At 67.5% G+C, this 17520-nt stretch carries 21 protein-coding genes; 3 read left to right on the top strand and 18 right to left on the bottom strand.

Annotated elements, in window-relative coordinates; translation table 11 throughout:
- Nucleotides 1-433: 433 nt before the first annotated feature.
- A complete protein-coding gene (locus AVT10_RS07370) occupies nucleotides 434-1717 on the bottom strand; it encodes a S41 family peptidase (RefSeq protein ID WP_084401466.1) in 1284 nt (427 codons plus the stop codon).
- 111 nt (nucleotides 1718-1828) lie between these two features.
- Here AVT10_RS07370 and AVT10_RS07375 point away from each other — a divergent pair, with 111 nt between their 5' ends.
- The gene (locus tag AVT10_RS07375) at nucleotides 1829-2290 is read left to right on the top strand and encodes an Lrp/AsnC family transcriptional regulator (protein WP_066689642.1); all 462 of its coding nucleotides are present in this window, start codon (nucleotides 1829-1831) and stop codon (nucleotides 2288-2290) included.
- A gap of 37 nt (nucleotides 2291-2327) precedes the next feature.
- Here AVT10_RS07375 and pal read toward each other — a convergent pair whose 3' ends face one another.
- The 6 genes from pal to AVT10_RS07405 form a co-directional block, all read right to left on the bottom strand.
- Entirely contained in the window at nucleotides 2328-2855 is a 528-nt protein-coding gene (gene pal / locus AVT10_RS07380; RefSeq protein WP_066689643.1) for a peptidoglycan-associated lipoprotein Pal, read from the bottom strand.
- Nucleotides 2856-2927: 72 nt separating this feature from the next.
- Complete coding sequence (tolB, locus tag AVT10_RS07385; protein WP_066689644.1) at nucleotides 2928-4235, bottom strand: Tol-Pal system beta propeller repeat protein TolB; 1308 nt, start codon at nucleotides 4233-4235, stop codon at nucleotides 2928-2930.
- 28 nt (nucleotides 4236-4263) lie between these two features.
- Nucleotides 4264-5277: a cell envelope biogenesis protein TolA gene (locus tag AVT10_RS07390; protein WP_066689645.1), complete on the bottom strand. Its 1014-nt coding sequence runs from the start codon at nucleotides 5275-5277 to the stop codon at nucleotides 4264-4266.
- A 4-nt stretch (nucleotides 5278-5281) separates the two neighbouring features.
- Complete coding sequence (locus AVT10_RS07395) at nucleotides 5282-5713, bottom strand: ExbD/TolR family protein (RefSeq protein WP_066689646.1); 432 nt, start codon at nucleotides 5711-5713, stop codon at nucleotides 5282-5284.
- 3 nt (nucleotides 5714-5716) lie between these two features.
- Nucleotides 5717-6406, bottom strand: a complete 690-nt coding sequence (gene tolQ / locus AVT10_RS07400; protein WP_420038498.1) for a protein TolQ — start codon at nucleotides 6404-6406, stop codon at nucleotides 5717-5719.
- Nucleotides 6406-6864 (bottom strand): YbgC/FadM family acyl-CoA thioesterase, encoded by a 459-nt coding sequence (locus tag AVT10_RS07405; protein WP_066689648.1) that lies wholly within the window; start codon nucleotides 6862-6864, stop codon nucleotides 6406-6408. The genes tolQ and AVT10_RS07405 overlap by 1 nt, the downstream gene beginning before the upstream one ends.
- Before the next feature lie 121 nt (nucleotides 6865-6985).
- On the opposite strand from AVT10_RS07405, the gene AVT10_RS07410 reads away from it, so the two are divergent.
- Nucleotides 6986-7387, top strand: coding sequence for a hypothetical protein (locus AVT10_RS07410; RefSeq protein ID WP_066689649.1), 402 nt, complete (start codon nucleotides 6986-6988; stop codon nucleotides 7385-7387).
- On the opposite strand, the gene ruvB is transcribed toward AVT10_RS07410, so the two are convergent.
- The 8 genes from ruvB to AVT10_RS07450 form a co-directional block, all read right to left on the bottom strand.
- Complete coding sequence (gene ruvB, locus AVT10_RS07415; RefSeq protein WP_066689650.1) at nucleotides 7388-8407, bottom strand: Holliday junction branch migration DNA helicase RuvB; 1020 nt, start codon at nucleotides 8405-8407, stop codon at nucleotides 7388-7390.
- A gap of 56 nt (nucleotides 8408-8463) precedes the next feature.
- On the bottom strand, nucleotides 8464-9198 hold the full coding sequence (locus AVT10_RS07420) for a hypothetical protein (RefSeq protein ID WP_066689651.1): 735 nt from the start codon (nucleotides 9196-9198) through the stop codon (nucleotides 8464-8466).
- Nucleotides 9199-9215: 17 nt separating this feature from the next.
- The gene (ruvA, locus tag AVT10_RS07425; RefSeq protein WP_066689652.1) at nucleotides 9216-9815 is read right to left on the bottom strand and encodes a Holliday junction branch migration protein RuvA; all 600 of its coding nucleotides are present in this window, start codon (nucleotides 9813-9815) and stop codon (nucleotides 9216-9218) included.
- Nucleotides 9816-9933: 118 nt separating this feature from the next.
- Nucleotides 9934-10443, bottom strand: coding sequence for a crossover junction endodeoxyribonuclease RuvC (ruvC, locus tag AVT10_RS07430; RefSeq protein WP_066689653.1), 510 nt, complete (start codon nucleotides 10441-10443; stop codon nucleotides 9934-9936).
- Nucleotides 10444-10585: 142 nt separating this feature from the next.
- Nucleotides 10586-11329, bottom strand: coding sequence for a YebC/PmpR family DNA-binding transcriptional regulator (locus AVT10_RS07435; RefSeq protein WP_055763231.1), 744 nt, complete (start codon nucleotides 11327-11329; stop codon nucleotides 10586-10588).
- A 28-nt stretch (nucleotides 11330-11357) separates the two neighbouring features.
- The gene (locus AVT10_RS07440; RefSeq protein ID WP_066689654.1) at nucleotides 11358-11891 is read right to left on the bottom strand and encodes a DUF1003 domain-containing protein; all 534 of its coding nucleotides are present in this window, start codon (nucleotides 11889-11891) and stop codon (nucleotides 11358-11360) included.
- Between the two features lie 22 nt (nucleotides 11892-11913).
- Nucleotides 11914-12150, bottom strand: coding sequence for a DUF2312 domain-containing protein (locus AVT10_RS07445; RefSeq protein WP_066689655.1), 237 nt, complete (start codon nucleotides 12148-12150; stop codon nucleotides 11914-11916).
- Between the two features lie 73 nt (nucleotides 12151-12223).
- On the bottom strand, nucleotides 12224-12589 hold the full coding sequence (locus AVT10_RS07450; RefSeq protein WP_066689656.1) for a DUF1244 domain-containing protein: 366 nt from the start codon (nucleotides 12587-12589) through the stop codon (nucleotides 12224-12226).
- 71 nt (nucleotides 12590-12660) lie between these two features.
- Between AVT10_RS07450 and pyk the strand changes: the two genes are divergently transcribed.
- Nucleotides 12661-14127 (top strand): pyruvate kinase, encoded by a 1467-nt coding sequence (gene pyk / locus AVT10_RS07455; RefSeq protein ID WP_066689657.1) that lies wholly within the window; start codon nucleotides 12661-12663, stop codon nucleotides 14125-14127.
- Nucleotides 14128-14254: 127 nt separating this feature from the next.
- On the opposite strand, the gene AVT10_RS07460 is transcribed toward pyk, so the two are convergent.
- From AVT10_RS07460 to AVT10_RS07470, 3 genes are read right to left on the bottom strand one after another with little or no spacing between them, the layout of a single operon-like run.
- Entirely contained in the window at nucleotides 14255-15046 is a 792-nt protein-coding gene (locus AVT10_RS07460; RefSeq protein WP_066689658.1) for a transglutaminase family protein, read from the bottom strand.
- A complete protein-coding gene (locus AVT10_RS07465) occupies nucleotides 15046-15978 on the bottom strand; it encodes an alpha-E domain-containing protein (RefSeq protein WP_198158528.1) in 933 nt (310 codons plus the stop codon). Before AVT10_RS07465 ends, AVT10_RS07460 begins: the two co-directional genes overlap by 1 nt.
- 7 nt (nucleotides 15979-15985) lie before the next feature.
- Nucleotides 15986-17479 carry a circularly permuted type 2 ATP-grasp protein gene (locus AVT10_RS07470; RefSeq protein ID WP_066689660.1) on the bottom strand — a complete coding sequence of 498 codons (1494 nt, stop codon included), beginning with the start codon at nucleotides 17477-17479 and terminating at the stop codon, nucleotides 15986-15988.
- Nucleotides 17480-17520 lie beyond the last annotated feature (41 nt).

The raw sequence follows: 17520 nt of genomic DNA on the forward strand, positions 1-17520 counted from the left end.
CCGCCGAATGGCCAAGTCCACGCAACGCACGCACTGCGCACGAGTGTGAACTTAGTGAACTTTGAAACGCCTCTGTCCGGTAACTCCTTGTAATCATTACACGAAACCGTTCGGTTCGAGCAGCTTCGAGCTTGTCGAGAAGCGACCGTCGAGAACACGCCGTCCGGACCATAAGCTCGCCCGGATACTCCCGTCACTCCCACGCAGGCGGGAGTCCCGATGCGCCAGCGTCGCGAAGCCAGCCGAAACCTCGGCGTCTATGGACTTCCCGCCTGCGCGGGAATGACGAACACTCACGATTGTCGCTGAACGTCGATCGGTGCCAAGGACGGAGAGGTCACTCCGACCCCTGACGGTCGACATGGGATAACTCCCGCCCTCCTTGCCGCCGCATGCCCCGTCGCTCGCGCGGGTGACGACCAACCGACAACCCTTACCCCGCGCCACGCGCCACGCGCTCGACCGACCCGTCGATCCGTTCGACCTCCAGCGCGACGATCCGCCCGCCCTCCTCCACGAAGCGGAAGCGCGACAAAGGGTCACCTTCCGGCACCATGACATTCCCCTCGATCGGCACCAGCGGCGACGGCGCGCGTCCACCGCGGCTGCTGGTCAGCCGGTCGCCGCTGACGACCAGCCGCCGCTCGCCATAGCTTCCGGCATAGTCCGCCAGCGGATGCGCTGCCCGCACCGGCGTCGCCATGGCCCGGTAGAAGGCGGCCAGCCGCTCCGCCTCGCGCCGTTCGTCGCCGCCGGCCTTCGCCGCAATCGCGCTCATCGCCGCCGCCTGCGCCGCAGCCAGCGCCCGATCGACCGGCACGGCGATGGCGGGAGCAACCCCCACCGCTTCCCAATCCTTGCCGGTCTTCAGGCTGATCGCCCGCCCGCTCGATACGCTCAGCACATAGCTCTTGCCGATGGGCAGCAGGTCGTTGCGAAAGCCCGCCCCGGCGGTCCGCTCGCCGACCAGCGTACCGAAGCCCAGCGCCGATACATGGGTCGCGAACTCCTCCGCCGCCGATGCGGTGCCGCCGCTGGTCAGCACATAGAGCGGCTTGCCGGCCAGGCTGAACGGCGCCTTGGGCGCGGTGGTCGCCTCGCCCGGCTTGCCGCGCATCTCGAAGCGCATCAACGGCGTGCCGGCGGGCACGAAATAGCTGGCTAATGCCGCGACCGCTCCCGGCGACCCGCCGCCATTGCGGCGCAGATCGATGATGTACGCGTCGCCACCGCGCAGGAACTGCATCGCGCCGACGATCGCCGCCTCGGCCTCCGGCGTGCCCCAAGCGAACCCGTCATAGGCGACCATGCGGATATTGCCGGGCAGCACCTCCATCGCCCGGACGCCGCCATTCTGCCGCGCGATCATCCGTGCCATGGCCGGCGGCATCGCCGCGTCATCGTCGGGCAAAGGCTGACTGCCCAGCATCGCCGCCATGGTCGGGTCGTACCGGATGCCCAGATGCTTGTCGGCAGTAACCGTGCGCAGATCGGCATTGATCCGCTCGGCCAGCGCCTCACCCGACAGACCGCGATAATGCGCCGGCGAAGCCAGCGCCGCGCTCAGCCGGGCGGCGGTATCGGGCAGGACATAGCGTTCGCTGATCGCCTTCCGGGTCGCCGCGACGACGGCGGCGGGATCGTCGGCGGGCGCCTGCGCGACGGCGATGCCGGCCATGGCCAGCGACAATGATGAAGCAACGATCCAGCGACGCATAATTCCTCCCGGTGACGTTCCGTTTTATCGCTTGGCTGCCCTGCCCGATTTCGGCAAAGAACGGGGCGACATCGCCGAAAACCGGCAATGCGGCGGGGGCCTGGAACGGGAATGCGCGATCTGGATCGCTATGATCGCGAACTGCTCCACTGGCTGCAACGCGACGCGCTGCGCACCGCCGACGATCTCGCGCGCGACGTCGCCCTGTCGCCGTCCGCGATCACCCGGCGGGTGCGGCGGATGCGGGAGGACGGGACGATCGTCGCCGATGTCTCGATCGTGTCGGACCGGGTCGGTCCCTTCCTGTCGGCGCTCGTCGATATCCAGCTCGACCGCCACGCCCTGCCGCATATCGAGGCGCTGCTGCGGCGGCTGGATGCGGTGCCGGAGGTGCAGGCGATCCTCGAAGTGACCGGAACGTTCGACCTGACGCTGATGGTCGTGGTCGCGGACATGGCCGACTACAACCGCTTCGCCGATGCGATGCTGGCGGGCGATCCGGTCGTTCGCCGCTACGAAACCCGCTTCGTCAAGAAACGGCGCAAATGGTCGGCGGCACGCCCGCTCGACTGACCGGCGGCGGCGCGTCGCGCACCGCCGCCGCATCGGATTACTGGAGGACGACCGTGACGGCGCGACGGTTCTGCGCCCACGCCGCTTCGTCCGAACCCAGCGCCAGCGGGCGTTCCTTGCCATAGCTGATCGTCGTGATCCGCGACGGCGAAATGCCGCGCGTCGCCAGGTAGCTGCTCGCGGCATTGGCGCGACGATCGCCCAGCGCGAGGTTATATTCGCGGGTGCCGCGTTCGTCGGCATGCCCCTCGATCGTCACGCGGACATTGGGATAGCGCGTCAGCCACTGCGCCTGGCTGTCGAGGATCTGCCGCGCGGTCGCGTCGATATCGTACTGGTCGAGACCGAAATTGATCGTGTCGCTGGCGACCGACTGCTGGAAATCGGCGCGCGATCCCGGCACGACGCCATTGGCGCCGGTCCCGGTGCCCGTGCCGCCGGTGCCCGCATTCGGATCGACGGTCTGGCCCGGTGCGGGCGGCAGCACTTCGGGCCGCTTCTTGGCGCAGCCCGCCGTCGCCAGCAGCGCGCCTGCCACGATCAGCGTGGTGGAAAACTTGGTCATCGAAACCTCCCTTGGTCGTTTCGCTCCTCGCTACAATGCCCCTGTAGCGGATTGGTCCCCGTTGGTGAACGATCAGGGGCGCAGCGGCCCCCAGCTCGGGTCCGACCCGTCGAGCGCGGTCGGAATGCGGCGGATGTTCGCGCCGGTCAGGTCGACCGACCAGATCTGCGTCCGGCCCGACCCCTGCGCGCTGCGGAAGAAGGTGAGCACGCGGCCATTGGGCGACCAGCTCGGCCCTTCATCGCCCCAGGCGTCGGACAACAGCTTTTCGCCCCCGCCGCTGGGCGACATGATGCCGACGCGGAACGATCCGCCGCCCTGCCGGGTAAAGGCGATCAGGTCGCCGCGCGGGCTCCATACCGGCGTCGCATAGCGCCCGCCGCCAAAGCTGATCCGCTGCTGGTTCGACCCGTCGGCGTTCATCACATAGAGCTGCTGCGACCCCGACCGGTCGCTTTCGAACACGATCTTGGAGCCATCGGGCGAATAGCTGCCCCCGGTGTCGATCCCCGGCGCATTGGTCAGCCGCTGCGGACTGCCGCCCGATGCGGACACGCGGTAGATGTCGGTATTGCCCGCCTGCGCCATCGAGAACAGCACATAGCGGCCATCGGGCGAGAAGCGCGGCGCAAACGTCAGCGAGGCGTTCTGCACCAGCAACCGCTGCCGCCCGCTGTCGAGGTCGAGGACATAGATCGCCGGCCGCTCATTGGCGTAGCTCATATAGACGATCGACTGCTGGTTCGGCGCGAAACGCGGCGTCAGCACGATCGACTGGCCGTTGGTCAGGAAGCGGTGATTGGCCCCGTCCTGGTCCATGATCGCCAGCCGCTTGATGCGATTGCCCTTCGGCCCCGTCTCGCTGACATAGACGATGCGGCTGTCGAAATAGGCGCTCTCGCCCGACAGGCGGGTATAGACCGCATCGGCGCATTTGTGGGCAGCGCGGCGCCATTCGGCGGGCGCCACGTTGAACCCCTGCCGCGTCAGTTCGGTGCGCCCGAACGTGTCGTAGAGATAGCAGCCAATGGTCAGCGTGCCGTTACCCTCGGCGCGGACATAGCCCTGCACCAGCGCCTGCGCATTGCTCCACGCGGCATAGTCGGGCGCCTGCACCTGCGCCATCGCGATGGCGGGCAGCCCGGCCGGGCCGGCGGGCTTGAACAGCCCCGAATTGCGCAGGTCGTTGGCGACGATCTCCGCCAGCTGCCGCCCCAGCGCGTCGGTCGACCCGGCGGGGGTGGAGGCAATCTGCGGCGTCGGCATCACCGGCACCGCGATCGGCAGCGGTTCGGAAATGCCGCCCTCGATATCGACCTCGACCTGCGCGAAGGCGGCCGGTGCCGCCAGCAGGCTCGCGAGGACCGCGCCCAGTGCCATCGTCAGTTTACGCATACATCCCCTCCGGTCAGCCGGGCAGCTTGTAGTTGATGATGATGTCTTTCCACCCGCCTTCATACAGGTCGGCGGGCAATTCGTACGGCGCGCACTGCGTCAGCGCGGCGATCGCCAGTTCGGATACGCGCTGCGCATAGCGGCGATTCTCGTCGTCGATTCCCGTCTGCCCGCGCAGTTCGGGCCTGGCGGCAAAGGTCCCGTCCGACCGCATCTGCAACCGGATGCGCGACCGGATCTGGTTCGCGCCGGGGCCGGGGTTCGGAATCTTGTTGGCGCAGGGCTGCACCTGCCGCTGGATCGCGCTGGCGAGGCCGGCGACCGACTGCGCGCTGACCGCGGTGCCGCGCGGCGCCGGCGCCTTGCCCGGCGCGGGCGTGTCCGCGATGCCCTTCAGGAAATCATTGCCCAGACGCCCGCCGCGCGGACGCTGCGCCGTTGCCTGTGCATTATTCCCCTGTCCGCGCGTCGTCGCAGGCTTGGTCGCCGGTTTGGCGGGTGCTGGCGAAGGCTTGGCCGGGGCGGCCTTGGGCGGCGCCTTCGCAACCGCCGTCGGGCGGGCGGGCGCAGGTCGAGCCGGTTGCCGCGCCGGAGCCGGCTTGGGTTCGGGCTTCGGCGCCGGAGCGGGCTTCGGCGCCGGCTTGGGCACCGGTTTCGGTACGGGCTTGGGGGCCGGCGCCGGCTTGGGCGCAGGCCTGGGTTCCGGGCGTGGCGCCGGCTGCGACCGGGGCGCAGGCGCCGGCGGGGCGGGTTCGGGTTCCGGTGCGGCCTCCGGCTCGCTCACCGGTTCGCTCGGTGCCGCCTCCTCGGGCGCGCCGGTTTCCGGCGCCTGGCTGATCGCCGGCGCGTCGGTCTGTTCGGGCGCGCTCTGTTCGGCCGCAACCTCTTCGGCGAAGCTGACGTCCATCGGCTGGTTCTTCAACTTCACCGGGTTCGGCGTGGCGAGAAAGCCGACCGACAACAGGCCGAACAGGACGACATGTCCCGCAACCGCCGCGCCAAGCCCGATCTTCTCCGCCTTCTGCATGGGCTTACTGCGCCACGCTGATCAGCGACACGCGGTTCAACCCGGCGCGGTTGAGTTCGCCCAGCACCGCATTGACCCGGCCATAGTCGAGGCTGCGGTCGGCGCGCAGCATGACCTGCCGAGGCTCGGTCGCGCCGGCACCCGCCGCCGCGATCTTTTCCAGTTCGCCCGGCAGGTTGTCGGCGGACACTTCGACATCGTCGATATAGGTCCGCCCATCGGCATCCATCGACAGCGTCACCGGCTGCTGGGTCGGCTCGACCGCCTTGGCACGGCTGTCGGGCAGGTTTACCGGCACACCCGCGGTCATCAGCGGTGCGGTCACCATGAAGATGATCAGCAGCACCAGCATCACGTCGACCAGCGGCGTGACGTTGATCTCCGCCATCGGTGCCCGGCGCCCTTTTCCCTTTGCCGACGGCAGGTTGATGCCCATGGATCAGACGCCTTCGAGCTGGCGCGACAGCGTCGCGTGGAACGCATCGGCAAAGCGGTTCAGCCGCGCCTCGATCCGGTTCACGCGGTGGCTGAAGCGGTTATAGGCGATGACCGCCGGGATCGCTGCGAACAGGCCGATGGCGGTCGCGAACAACGCCTCGGCAATGCCCGGCGCGACCACCGCCAGCGAAGTGTTCTGTTCGGACGCGATCGCGGTGAACGACCGCATGATGCCCCACACCGTACCGAACAACCCGACGAACGGCGCGACCGATCCGACCGTCGCGAGGATGTTGAGCCGGTCGGCCAGCGTCTCGCTCTCATCCGCCACGCTCGACGCCATGGCGGTGGCAAGGCGTTCGCGGGTCCCCTCCCGATCGATCTGCTTCGACGCGGTCGAGCGGCGCCATTCACGCACACCCGACGAAAAGACGCGGGCGATGGCGGTGTCGCGCGATCCCTGCAACCGGTGGAACGCGTCGATATCCTCGGCCTGTTCGAACTCGGTTTCGAACCGGTCGATGTCGCGCCGCACCTTGCGGGCGCGGACCAGGAAGCCGACGATGATCGCCCAGGTCCAGATGCTCGCCGCCAGCAGCCCCAGCATCACCGCCTTCACCACCCAGTCGGCCTGAAGGAAGAGCGCGACCGGCGACATGGTCGCGGCGTCGGTGTTCACGAAAACGTCCATCATGCCCCTTTATCGGTTGCGACCAGCGCGGCGAAGGTGTCGATCCACGCCGCCGGCTGGCGACGCGGCCGCCCGCCGGGGGCCACGAACGCGACCTCCACCCGTGCCGACGCCAGTAGAAGATCGTCGCGGATGACTGTTTGCTGAATATCGACCGCCGCCGCGCGGACCCGTTCGACGGTGCTGACCACGACCAGCGCATCGTTCAGCCGTGCGGGCGCCCGCCAGTCGAGCTGCATTGACCGCACCGCATAGGCGCCCTCGCCCGCTTCATGCGCCGCGCGCTGGTCGATACCGGCGATCATCAGCATGTCGCTGCGCGCCCGTTCGAAATAGCGCAGATAGTTCGCATGATAGACGACGCCCGACAGGTCGGTGTCCTCGAAATAGATGCGGACGGGAAAGCGATGCGTGCCGCCGACGAAGCGGCCGCCGGCCGGCTGGTCGGGGTCGGTCATTTGTCCGCTTTAACCATCGCGGCCGGAACGGGAAAGGGGGGACGGTCCTCCACGTACCCTCGGAGTGGCGGCAGGCGAAGTTTATACGGTTCTTAACGGCTTCATCCATAGCGATACCGCCATGCCGTCGGCCCATATCATCGAAGATTCCGCTTTCACCATCCACCTCTCGGCACAGGACCGGTTCGTCGAAATCCGGATGCGGGGATTCTGGGATGCCACGACGATGCGGCGGTTCGATCGGACGCTGCGGCGGGAATTGCCCTGGCTGCCGCAACGCGGCTGTCCGATCGGCCAGCAGGTCACGTTGTTCGACCTGCTCGATTTTCCCGTCCAGAATCAGGAGACGCTGGCCGCGCTCGGCGCCATGGCGGCCGATCCGTCGATCGGGTCACGGCGTATCGCCGTGCTCGTCGGCAGTACGCTGCTGAAGCAACAGGCGCGCCGGACCGCGCCGGGCTATGGCCTGTTCGGCGATCGGGAATCGGCAATGGCGTGGCTGACCGAGGCGATCGCCGCCTGATCAGTCGAACAGCCCGTCCTGAACCCCCGCCGGCGGCTCGAAACCCAGATGTTTCCACCCGCCCGCATTCAGGCACCGCCCCCGCGCGGTGCGGGCGATCATGCCGATCTGGATCAGATAGGGCTCGATCACTTCCTCGATCGTGTCGCGCGGCTCGCTCAGGCCCGCCGCCAGCGTCTCCACGCCGACCGGACCGCCGCGATACACATCGGCGATCATGGTCAGATAGCGGCGGTCCATCGCATCGAGGCCCTTGGCATCGACCTCCAGCCGGTTGAGCGCGGCATCGGCGGTGCGCGCGTCGACGATCTCGACGCCCGCGACATTGGCGAAGTCACGTACGCGGCGCAGCAGGCGACCGGCGATACGCGGCGTGCCCCGCGCCCGGCGGGCGACCTCGGTCGCGCCGTCCTTGGCGATACCCAGGTCGAGCAGCCCGGCGGCGCGCGTGACGACACGCGTCAGTTCGTCGACCGTGTAGAATTGCAGGCGGATCGGGATGCCGAACCGGTCGCGCAGCGGCGTGGTCAGCAACCCCTGTCGCGTCGTCGCACCGACCAAAGTGAAGCGCGGCAGGTCGATCCGCACGCTGCGTGCCGACGGCCCCTCCCCGATCATCAGGTCGAGCGCGCGGTCCTCCATCGCCGGGTACAGCACTTCCTCGACCGCCGGATTGAGCCGGTGGATTTCGTCGATGAACAGGACGTCGCCATCCTCGAGGTTCGTCAGCAGCGCGGCGAGATCGCCGGACTTCGCGATCACCGGGCCGGAGGTGGCACGGAAGCCGACGCCCATCTCGCGCGCGACGATCTGCGCCAGCGTCGTCTTGCCCAATCCCGGCGGGCCGAAGAACAGGACATGGTCGAGCACATCGCCCCGCCCGCGCGCGGCATCGATGAACACGCGCAGATTCTCGCGCGCCGCCTGCTGCCCGACGAATTCGTCGAGCGCCTTGGGCCGCAGCGCGGCGTCGACGTCGTCGGGGCGGCGGATCGGGGTGGTGATACGGTCGTCGGTCACGCCTGTTCCCTAGACGTTCGCGTGCAGGCGGTCGAGATGCGTCGCACCGTCAGCCATCAAAACGTGACGTAGCGCGGTTTCAGCGTCACCTTGCCCATTGCAGAAACCGTTTGCGTCCAGCAGCGCAGCAGGTCGACCCGAAAGAATTGCGGGTCGCGACAGCGCGGTATCTCCCGAACGCGCGAAAGGTCGCTCGCGCGGTAGATTACGGTGCGGTAGACGGGCTGTCCGGCGATCTGCTCCACGGCACAGGCAATGGCGATATGATCGACTCCGCGCATCACTTCGGGAGCGTTGCAGTCGCGTTCGATCGGGCGACGGCGGCCATCGATCATATCCTCGACCGCCACGCGCAATCCCTCGCGCGGGTCGTTGGCCAAATCGACATAGTAAGGACGGACCAGCAGGTTCGCGCGGATGAAGGTGACGATGTCCTTGCCGTCGAAATTGACCGGCCGTGCACGCAACGCCGCAAAGCTGGGGTCGACCGACGGAATGCCGCGCCCCGTCGCGCTATAGGGTTGGGCGATACAGCGCCGGACATAGGCATCACGCGTTCGCGCGGACGAACCGGGCTTCACCACGAGGATGAACAGGCCGGGACGCATTCCGTCGCATTCCTCGGTCGCGATGACCCGTGCGTCCGGCACGCGCTTGGTGACATCCGCTCCGACCAGCGCCAGCGGATCGGCGGCGGTCTGCAGGACCAGCCACGCTTCCCCGCGTAGAGGCGGCGCGGTACCCGCTGGCAAGATGGCGGCTGATTGGAGTGTCAACATCAGCAGGAACATGCCACGCCCCCGCCCGATCAGCGTGCCGCCTTGCGCAACGCCAGCCGCACCAGCGCGTCAAGGCTGGCACCCGAACCCAGCTCCTCCGCCGCCTTCCCGACCGCCGTCGCCGCCTCGGCCGGTTTGAAGCCAAGGTTCAACAACGCCGATACTGCGTCACCTTCGACACCATCACCGCCAGCCGCGGGAGCGACCGCACCAGGACCGATGGCGATGCCACCGACCTTGTCCTTCAATTCCATCGCGATCCGCTGGGCCAGTTTCGGACCGACGCCATTGGCGCGGGCGATGCTGGCCTTGTCCCCCCGCACGATCGCGGTGCGCACCTCCTCGGGCGACAGGGTCGACAGGATGCCGAGCGCAACCCGCGCGCCGACGCCCTGCACCCCGGTCAGCAAACGGAACCAGTCGCGTTCGTCGGCGCTCGCGAACCCGACCAGCCGGATGAAATCCTCGGCAACCAGCATCTCGGTATGGATCGTCACGCTGCCGCCGACCGGTCCCAGCGCCTGCAAGGTGCGCGACGACGCGCCGACCAGATAGCCGACGCCGTTCACGTCGATGACCGCATGGTCGATGCCGGAGACGGACAGCGTGCCTTTGAGATGGGCGATCATGCGGGACTTCTCTCGATACGGCGTATCCCCGCGCAGGCGGGGATCCAGGGCGACCATCGACGCCGGTTCTGTTTGGCTCTGGGTCCCCGCCTGCGCGGGGATACGGTCGCGGCCACGCTCACGCGCCGATCCCCGTCGACCGCCGCGCCCGCGCCTGTGCGCTGGCAAGGTGATGCGCATGAGTGATCGCCACCGCCAAGGCATCCGCCGCGTCGGGACCGGACAGCTTTACGCCCGGCAGCAGATGGCCGACCATCGCCTGAATCTGCTTCTTGTCCGCGCCGCCGGTGCCGACCACCGCCTTCTTGACGATGCTCGGATGATATTCGCCGATCGCGAGGCCCGCCGTCGATGCGGACAACAGCACGACTCCGCGTGCCTGGCCGAGCTTCAGCGTCGATTGCGCGTTGCTGTTGCCGAGCACCTCCTCGACCGCGGCGCCATCGGGACGCTCGGTGCGGATCACCTCGCCCAAGGCGCCGAACAGCAAAGCGAGGCGGCGGGGGAGCTGCATCGACGGGTCCGTGCGGATCTGGCCGTTGGCGACATGGGACAGGCGGTTGCCATCGGCGCGGATCACGCCCCAGCCGGTGGTGCCGAGCCCGGGGTCAAGGCCGAGGATCAGCAAAACGATCCTCCCCGGCCCGGGGAGGGAGACCAGCCGCACTCCGGTGCAGGGGGGCTTTCACAGGCGATGCACTGCTTGGACATCCCCCTCCACCACCGCTTCGCGGCGGTCCCCCTCCCCGTGCCGGGGAGGATCGGATCCATCAACCCAGCTTCTCCATGACCTCGTCGGACACTTCGTAATTGCCCCACACGGTCTGGACGTCATCGTCGTCGTCGAGCGCGTCGAGCAGCTTGAACAGCGTCGCCGCATCGTCCTCGCCGACCGACACCATCGTCTGCGGCCGCCATGCGAGCTTGGCACCTTCCGCCTCGCCCAGCACCGGCTCCAGTGCCTTCGCGACTTCGTGCAGATCGCCCTGAGCGGTCCAGATCTCGTGGCCGTCCTCGCTCGACGTCACGTCTTCGGCTCCGGCTTCCAGCGCCGCCTCGAACACCTTTTCGGCGTCACCGGCCTTGGCGGGATAGTTGATGAGGCCGACCCGGTCGAACCCGTGGCTGACCGAACCGGCGGTGCCGAGGTTGCCGCCATTCTTCGACACGGCGGTGCGCACGTTGGTGGCGGTGCGGTTGCGGTTGTCGGACAGCGCCTCAATGATGAGCGAAACCCCCGCCGGGCCGAAGCCTTCGTAGCGGATTTCCTCGTAATTCTCCATGTCGCCCTTCGACGCCTTGTCGACCGCGCGCTGGATATTGTCCTTGGGCATCGACTGCGCCTTGGCGGCGTTGATCGCCGCGCGCAGGCGCGGGTTCATGTCGGGATCGGGCAGGCCCATCTTCGCCGCGACGGTAATTTCGCGGCTGAGCTTGGAAAACATGCCCGACCGCTTCTTATCCTGCGCACCCTTGCGGTGCATGATGTTCTTGAATTTGCTATGGCCTGCCATCGGTGCCTCTTTAGGTTCTGGTCCGCTCTTAGGCGGTGGGCGCGGTTCGCGCCAGCGCGTCGATCTTCGCCTCCAGCGCCGCCAGCCGATCGATCACATCGGTATCGAGCTTGGCGTGCAGCGCGAGGATGTCGATCTCTGCGCGCAAATTGGTTTCATAGTCCAGCCGCGCGGCCAGCCGATCCTTTTCCGACTGCCGGTTCTGGCTCATCATGATGACCGGCGCCTGGATCGCGGCGAGGGTCGACAGCATCAGGTTGAGAAAGATGTAAGGGTAAGGATCGAACGCCAGCCCGAAATGCGAGAGCACGTCGGAATTGAGCAGCATCCATCCGAGCAGGACGGCCGTGAAAGCGATGATGAACCCCCACGACCCGCCGACCGCCGCGACCCGGTCCGCCAGCCGATCACCGAACGTCGCGCGCGCATCCGATTCGTCGGCGGCGTCGCGGGTGACGGGGGTGCCGCGTTCGATCGCGGAGAGGACATGGGCCTCTTCCTCGCCCTGCGGGTCGCCATGCCCTTTCAGCAGGCGCGTCGCGAAGTGGAAGACGCTGGCCATGTCCCTGCCCCCCTGGTCCTGCTTAGATGCCGAGCGCCTGCTTGTAGGTTTCGAGCAGCATGTCCGCTTCGTCGCGATGGTGCTTTTCCATGCGGCGCAGGCGGATGATCGTGCGCATCGTCTTCACGTCGAACCCGGTCGACTTGGCTTCGCCATAGACGTCCTTGATGTCGTCGCTGATGCCCTTCTTTTCCTCTTCGAGGCGTTCGATGCGCTCGATGAGCAGGCGGAGCTGTTCCGCCGAGACGTTGTCGGTCATGGGGTTCCCTTAACGATGGTCAAGAATTCGTGAACGGGCGCGCCTAGCCGATCCGCGCGCCCGCCTCAACCGATCAACGGGGTTCGGTCATCGCCGGCGGGTCGCTCGCCGGAAAGCTGTCGTCCAACGCCTCGTCCAGCGCGGCATCGGTGCGGTTCTTCGCGACGCTCTCGTCCATGCGGGCGATCTGTTCGGGGGTCGCGGGCAGCTGATGCGTCGCCTTCCACTGGGCATAGGGCATGCCGTACACCGCCTCGCGCCCTTCGTCCTTCGACAGGCCGGCGGCCTCGCCCAGCCAGTCGCCCAGGCAGTTGCGACAGAAACCGGCCAGCCCCATCAGGTCGACATTCTGCGCGTCGGTGCGATGCTGGAGGTGGCGGACCAGCCGGCGGAATGCGGCGGCCTGTGCGGCGTCGCTGATGGAATCGATTGATGGCATGAGTTTCCGCTCCAAGGTTGAACCTTTACGAATAAGCCTTAGAGGCAGGCGCGCAACGCCCGGAGACTTTCATGACCAAGGCCATCAGCCCCCGTTCGCGCAAGGTTCGCGTCCTCGCCACGCTTGGCCCCGCCAGCAACACGCCGGAAATGATCGCCAAGCTGTTCGAAGCCGGCGCCGACGCCTTCCGCGTCAATATGAGCCATGGCGACCAGCAGTCGAAGGTTGCCGTGATCGAAGCGATTCGCGGGCTGGAGAAGCAGTTCGGCCGCCCGACGACCATCCTCGCCGATCTGCAGGGACCGAAGCTGCGCGTCGGCCGCTTCGCCGAAGGGCGCGTCATGCTCGAAGCCGGGCAGCGCTTCACGCTCGACCGTTCGAACGAGCCGGGCGACGCGACCCGTGTCGAACTGCCGCACCCGGAGATTTTCGCCGCGATCGCCCGTGATGCCCGCCTGCTGCTCGATGACGGCAAGCTGGTGCTGCGCGTCCTCGATCATGACGATGACAAGATCGAAACCGAAGTGGTCGTCGGCGGTGCGCTGTCGAATTCGAAGGGGTTGAACGTGCCCGACGTCGTGCTGCCGATGGCCGCGCTGACACCCAAGGACATTTCCGACCTGCACTTCGCGGTCGACCAGGGCGTGGACTGGATCGCGCTGTCGTTCGTGCAGCGTCCGGAGGATCTGGCCGAAGCGCGCAAGCTCATTCAAGGCAAGGCGGCGCTGCTCGCCAAGATCGAGAAGCCCTCGGCCGTCGCCCGGCTGGAAGAGATCGTCGAGCAGTGCGACGGCGTAATGGTCGCGCGCGGCGATCTGGGCGTCGAGCTGCCGCCGCAGTCGGTGCCGCCGCTGCAGAAGCGCATCGTCGAGACCGCCCGCCGCCTCGGCCGCCCGGTCGTCGTCGCGACGCAGATGCTCGAATCGATGATTACCTCGCCCTCGCCGACCCGCGCCGAAGTGTCGGACGTGGCGACCGCCGTCTATGACGGGGCGGACGCGATCATGCTGTCGGCGGAAAGCGCCGCGGGCAGCTGGCCGGTCGAATCGGTGGCGATGATGAACGACATCTCGCACGCCGTCGAACGCGACCCGGCGCATGGCGACCGCGTCCACTTCACCGTGCTGCGCCCCGATCCCACCACCGCCGACGCGCTGGCCGAAGCCGCCAAGAACATCGCCGCCACGGTCGATGCGAAGGCGATCCTGTGCTTCACGAAGTCGGGTTCGACCGCGCGCCGCATCGCGCGCGAACGTCCCGCCGTGCCGATCATGGTACTGACGCCGCAGATCGACACCGCGCGTCGCCTGGGGCTGCTGTGGGGCGTCCATGCCGTCCACACCCGCGACGTCGAATCGTTCGAGGAGATGGTGGCGAAGGCCAAGCGCATGGTCCTGCGCCACAACATGGCCCGCGCGGGCGACCGTGTCGTCGTCTGCGCCGGCGTGCCGTTCGGAACGCCGGGGTCGACCAACGTGCTGCACGTGGTTCAGATCGTCGGCGACGAACTGAAGAACTATCGGGGGCACGAAGCCTAAAAGCTCCTCCCCGGCACGGGGTGAGGGACCAGCCGCAGGCTGGTGGAGGGGATGCTCCGCAAGCGGAACGCTCGGGACGATCCCCTCCACCACAGCTTCACGGCCCTCCCCCGTGCCGGGGAGGATGTTACTCCGTCTCGCTGCCTACCCGGACATCCACGTCCAGTTCCTCCTCGCCCGCCCCCATCCGGACCCCGGCGATCGGCGCTGCACCCGCGGCATCCAGCGCCACCGCGACCCGGATATGATCGAGGCCCGAACGCCCGCCGGTCGCGGGATCGAACGCGTACCAGCCGCCTGACACATACGCCTCCGCCCAGGCATGCGGCGCAGCGGTCCGCCGTTCGTCGTCGCCGGAAAGGCTGTAGCCCGATACGTAGCGCGCGGGCACACCCTGCGCCCGTGCCGCGGCGATGAAGATTTGCGCCATGTCGCGCGGTCCCAGCCGCTCGTCGCCTGCCGCCTCAGCCGCCGAGCGGATCGCCGGGGTCGGTCGCCGGTCGAGCGGCCAGCGGGCATGGATCGCGCCGGCCAGCGCCGTCATCGCGCCAAGGTCGTCGCCTTGCCCCAGCCCCTCGATCAACGCATCCGCGCGCGTCAGCGGCCTTACGCGACGGAACAGGTCGGGGGGAAACGGCTCGTCGGTGACCTCGATCGGGCCGTCCTGTTCGGTCAGCAGCGCTTCGCCGGACACGGAGAGGACGAGCGTATCGACCGGGCCTTCGGCATAGAGCATCCGGGTGATGTTGCCGTAGCCGTCAAACCCTTCCCGCAGCCGTGCGTCGCAGTCGACATCGATACGCCAGTTGACCACCGTCTGATGGCTCGTATCGCCGGGAAACAGCCGGAGCAGCTGGACGATGCGCGCCTGCGGTTCGGTGAAGCGATACCGCGTCTCATGGTGGACCGACAGCCGCATCAGATGAAGCGGAACTGGCGGGCGATCGCGGCGTCGAGCATCGCATTCTCCCGGATGAAGGCATTCAGATATTCATGCAGGCCGCTGACGATGACCTCGTGTGCGCGGGTCTTCTGCATCCGGGCGAGGCGTGCGCGGGCCATGCGGTCGGCCTCGCCCTGGAAGCCGGTACGCTTGCCGAGCATGTTCAGCATCTCGACCGTTTCGTCGACGCACGCGGCGAGGCTGCGCGGCACTTCGCCACGTGACAGCAGCAGTTCGATGACGTTCGCGGGCTTCAGCCCCTCGCTGTACAGCCAGCGATAGGCGGTGACGGCCGAAACCGTCTGCAGGATCGTGGTCCACTGGTCGCGGTCGATCGCGCCACCGATCCGCTCGCCTTCGGGCAGCAGCAGGTGATATTTGACGTCGATCAGCCGCGCGGTGTTGTCGGCGCGTTCGATTGCGGCACCCAGCTGGACGAACCACGTCGCCTCGTTCTTCATCATGCGCTGGACCGCGCCTTCGAAGCCGCGCGCCTCCGCCTTGATCGCCTCGACCAGGTTGAGGATATCCTCGCCCTCCTCGCCACGCGGTGAGTTGAAGACGATCCACGCGCGGTTGATCGCCGTCCATGCGTCGCGGGTCAGCGCGGTGCGCACCGCCTTCGCATTGTTGCGCGCCGCGTCGAGGCACCACAGAATCGACCCGGCATGGCTGCGGTCGCAGGTCAGGAAGCGGGCGACCGAGGCCTGCCCGACCGCCTGCCCGGTCGCGGCAAAGCTGTCTTCGGTATAGCTGACCGCCAGCGCGCTGGCCCAGGCGGCGTCGCCCGCCGGGCGCGACGACAGCGCGTCGAGCCGCACCGTTGCCTCAACCAGCCGTGCGAGGAAATCGGCGCGTTCGACATAGCGGCCCAGCCAGTAGAGGGAGGCGGCGGTGCGCGACAGCATCGCCATTTCAGCGCCCCCCCTGCGACTGGGTCATGCCGCCCATCGATTGCGCCTGCACCTGCGACTGCACCGGACCATCGTCCATGAGCACGAAACTGTCCTTGGTCCCGCCGCCCTGGCTCGAATTGACGACCAGCGACCCTTCCTTCAGCGCAACGCGGGTCAGCCCGCCCGGCACGACCTGTACCGTCTCCGCACCGGTCAGCACGAATGGGCGGAAATCGACGTGACGCGGGGCGAGGCCAGCGTCGGTCAGGGTGGGCACGGTCGACAGCGCCAGCGTCGGCTGCGCGATATAACGCTGCGGTTCGGCGATCAGCGCGCGGCGGAAATCCTCGATCTCTTGTTTGGACGCAGTCGGCCCGACCAGCATGCCGTAGCCGCCCGACCCGTCGACCAGCTTCACCACCACCTCGTCCAGATGGTCGAGGACGTATTTGAGCGCATCCGGCTCCCGGCAGCGCCATGTCTCGACATTGGGGAGCAAAGGCTCGCTCTCCGCATAAAAGCGGACGATCTCGGGCATATAGCTGTAGATCGCCTTGTCGTCGGCGATGCCGTTGCCCGGCGCATTGACCAGCGCGACATTGCCCGCGCGATAGGCGGCGATCAGGCCGGGTACCCCCAACAGCGATTCCGGCCGGAAAACCACCGGATCGATGAAGTCGTCGTCGATCCGGCGATAGATGACATCGACCCGCACCCGCCCGGCAATGGTCTGCATCCATACCACGTCGTCATCGACCAGCAGGTCGGCCGGCTCGACCAGTTCGACACCCATCGAATCGGCCAGGAAGCTGTGTTCGTAATAGGCCGAATTGAAATGGCCCGGCGTCAGCACGACGCAGGTCGGATGCGCCCCCGCCCCGGGCGGAGCGACGGAACGCATCGTCTCCAGCAGCTTGTCGGGATAGCTGTCCACCGCCGCCACGCGGAAATTGCGGAACAGTTCGGGGCACAGCCGGATCATCGCCTCGCGATTTTCCAGCATGTACGACACGCCCGACGGGGTGCGGGCATTGTCCTCCAGCACGAAGAACTCGTCCGGCCCGGTGCGGACCAGATCGATGCCGCAGATATGCGCCCAGACACCGTGCGGCGGACGGATGCCGGCGATTTCGGGGCGGAACTGCGCGTTGCCGAAGATCAGGTCGGGCGGCAGCACCCCGGCCTTCAGAATGCGGCGTTCGCCATAAATGTCGTCGAGGAACGCATTGATCGCCTGCGTCCGCTGGATCAGCCCCTTGGACAGGCGTGCCCATTCGTCGGCCATGAACACGCGCGGCACGATGTCGAACGGGATGATCCGCTCCGCCGCCTCGCTATCGCCATACACGGCAAAGGTGATGCCCAGCTGGCGAAAGGTCGCTTCGGCGGATTGCAGGCGGCGTTTCAACTCATGGGGCGGCACCTCGCGCATCCACCGTGCCAGTGCCGCAAGGTCGGCGCGCGGATCGTCCGGCCCGCCTTGTCCCCAGATTTCGTCGAACGCTTGCCCCATTCAACCCCCAACGCCGCCTGACGGATTATGCTCCGCATGCT

Origin of the sequence: Sphingomonas hankookensis, from assembly GCF_001619955.1 — a bacterium.
Lineage (GTDB): Bacteria > Pseudomonadota > Alphaproteobacteria > Sphingomonadales > Sphingomonadaceae > Sphingomonas > Sphingomonas hankookensis_A.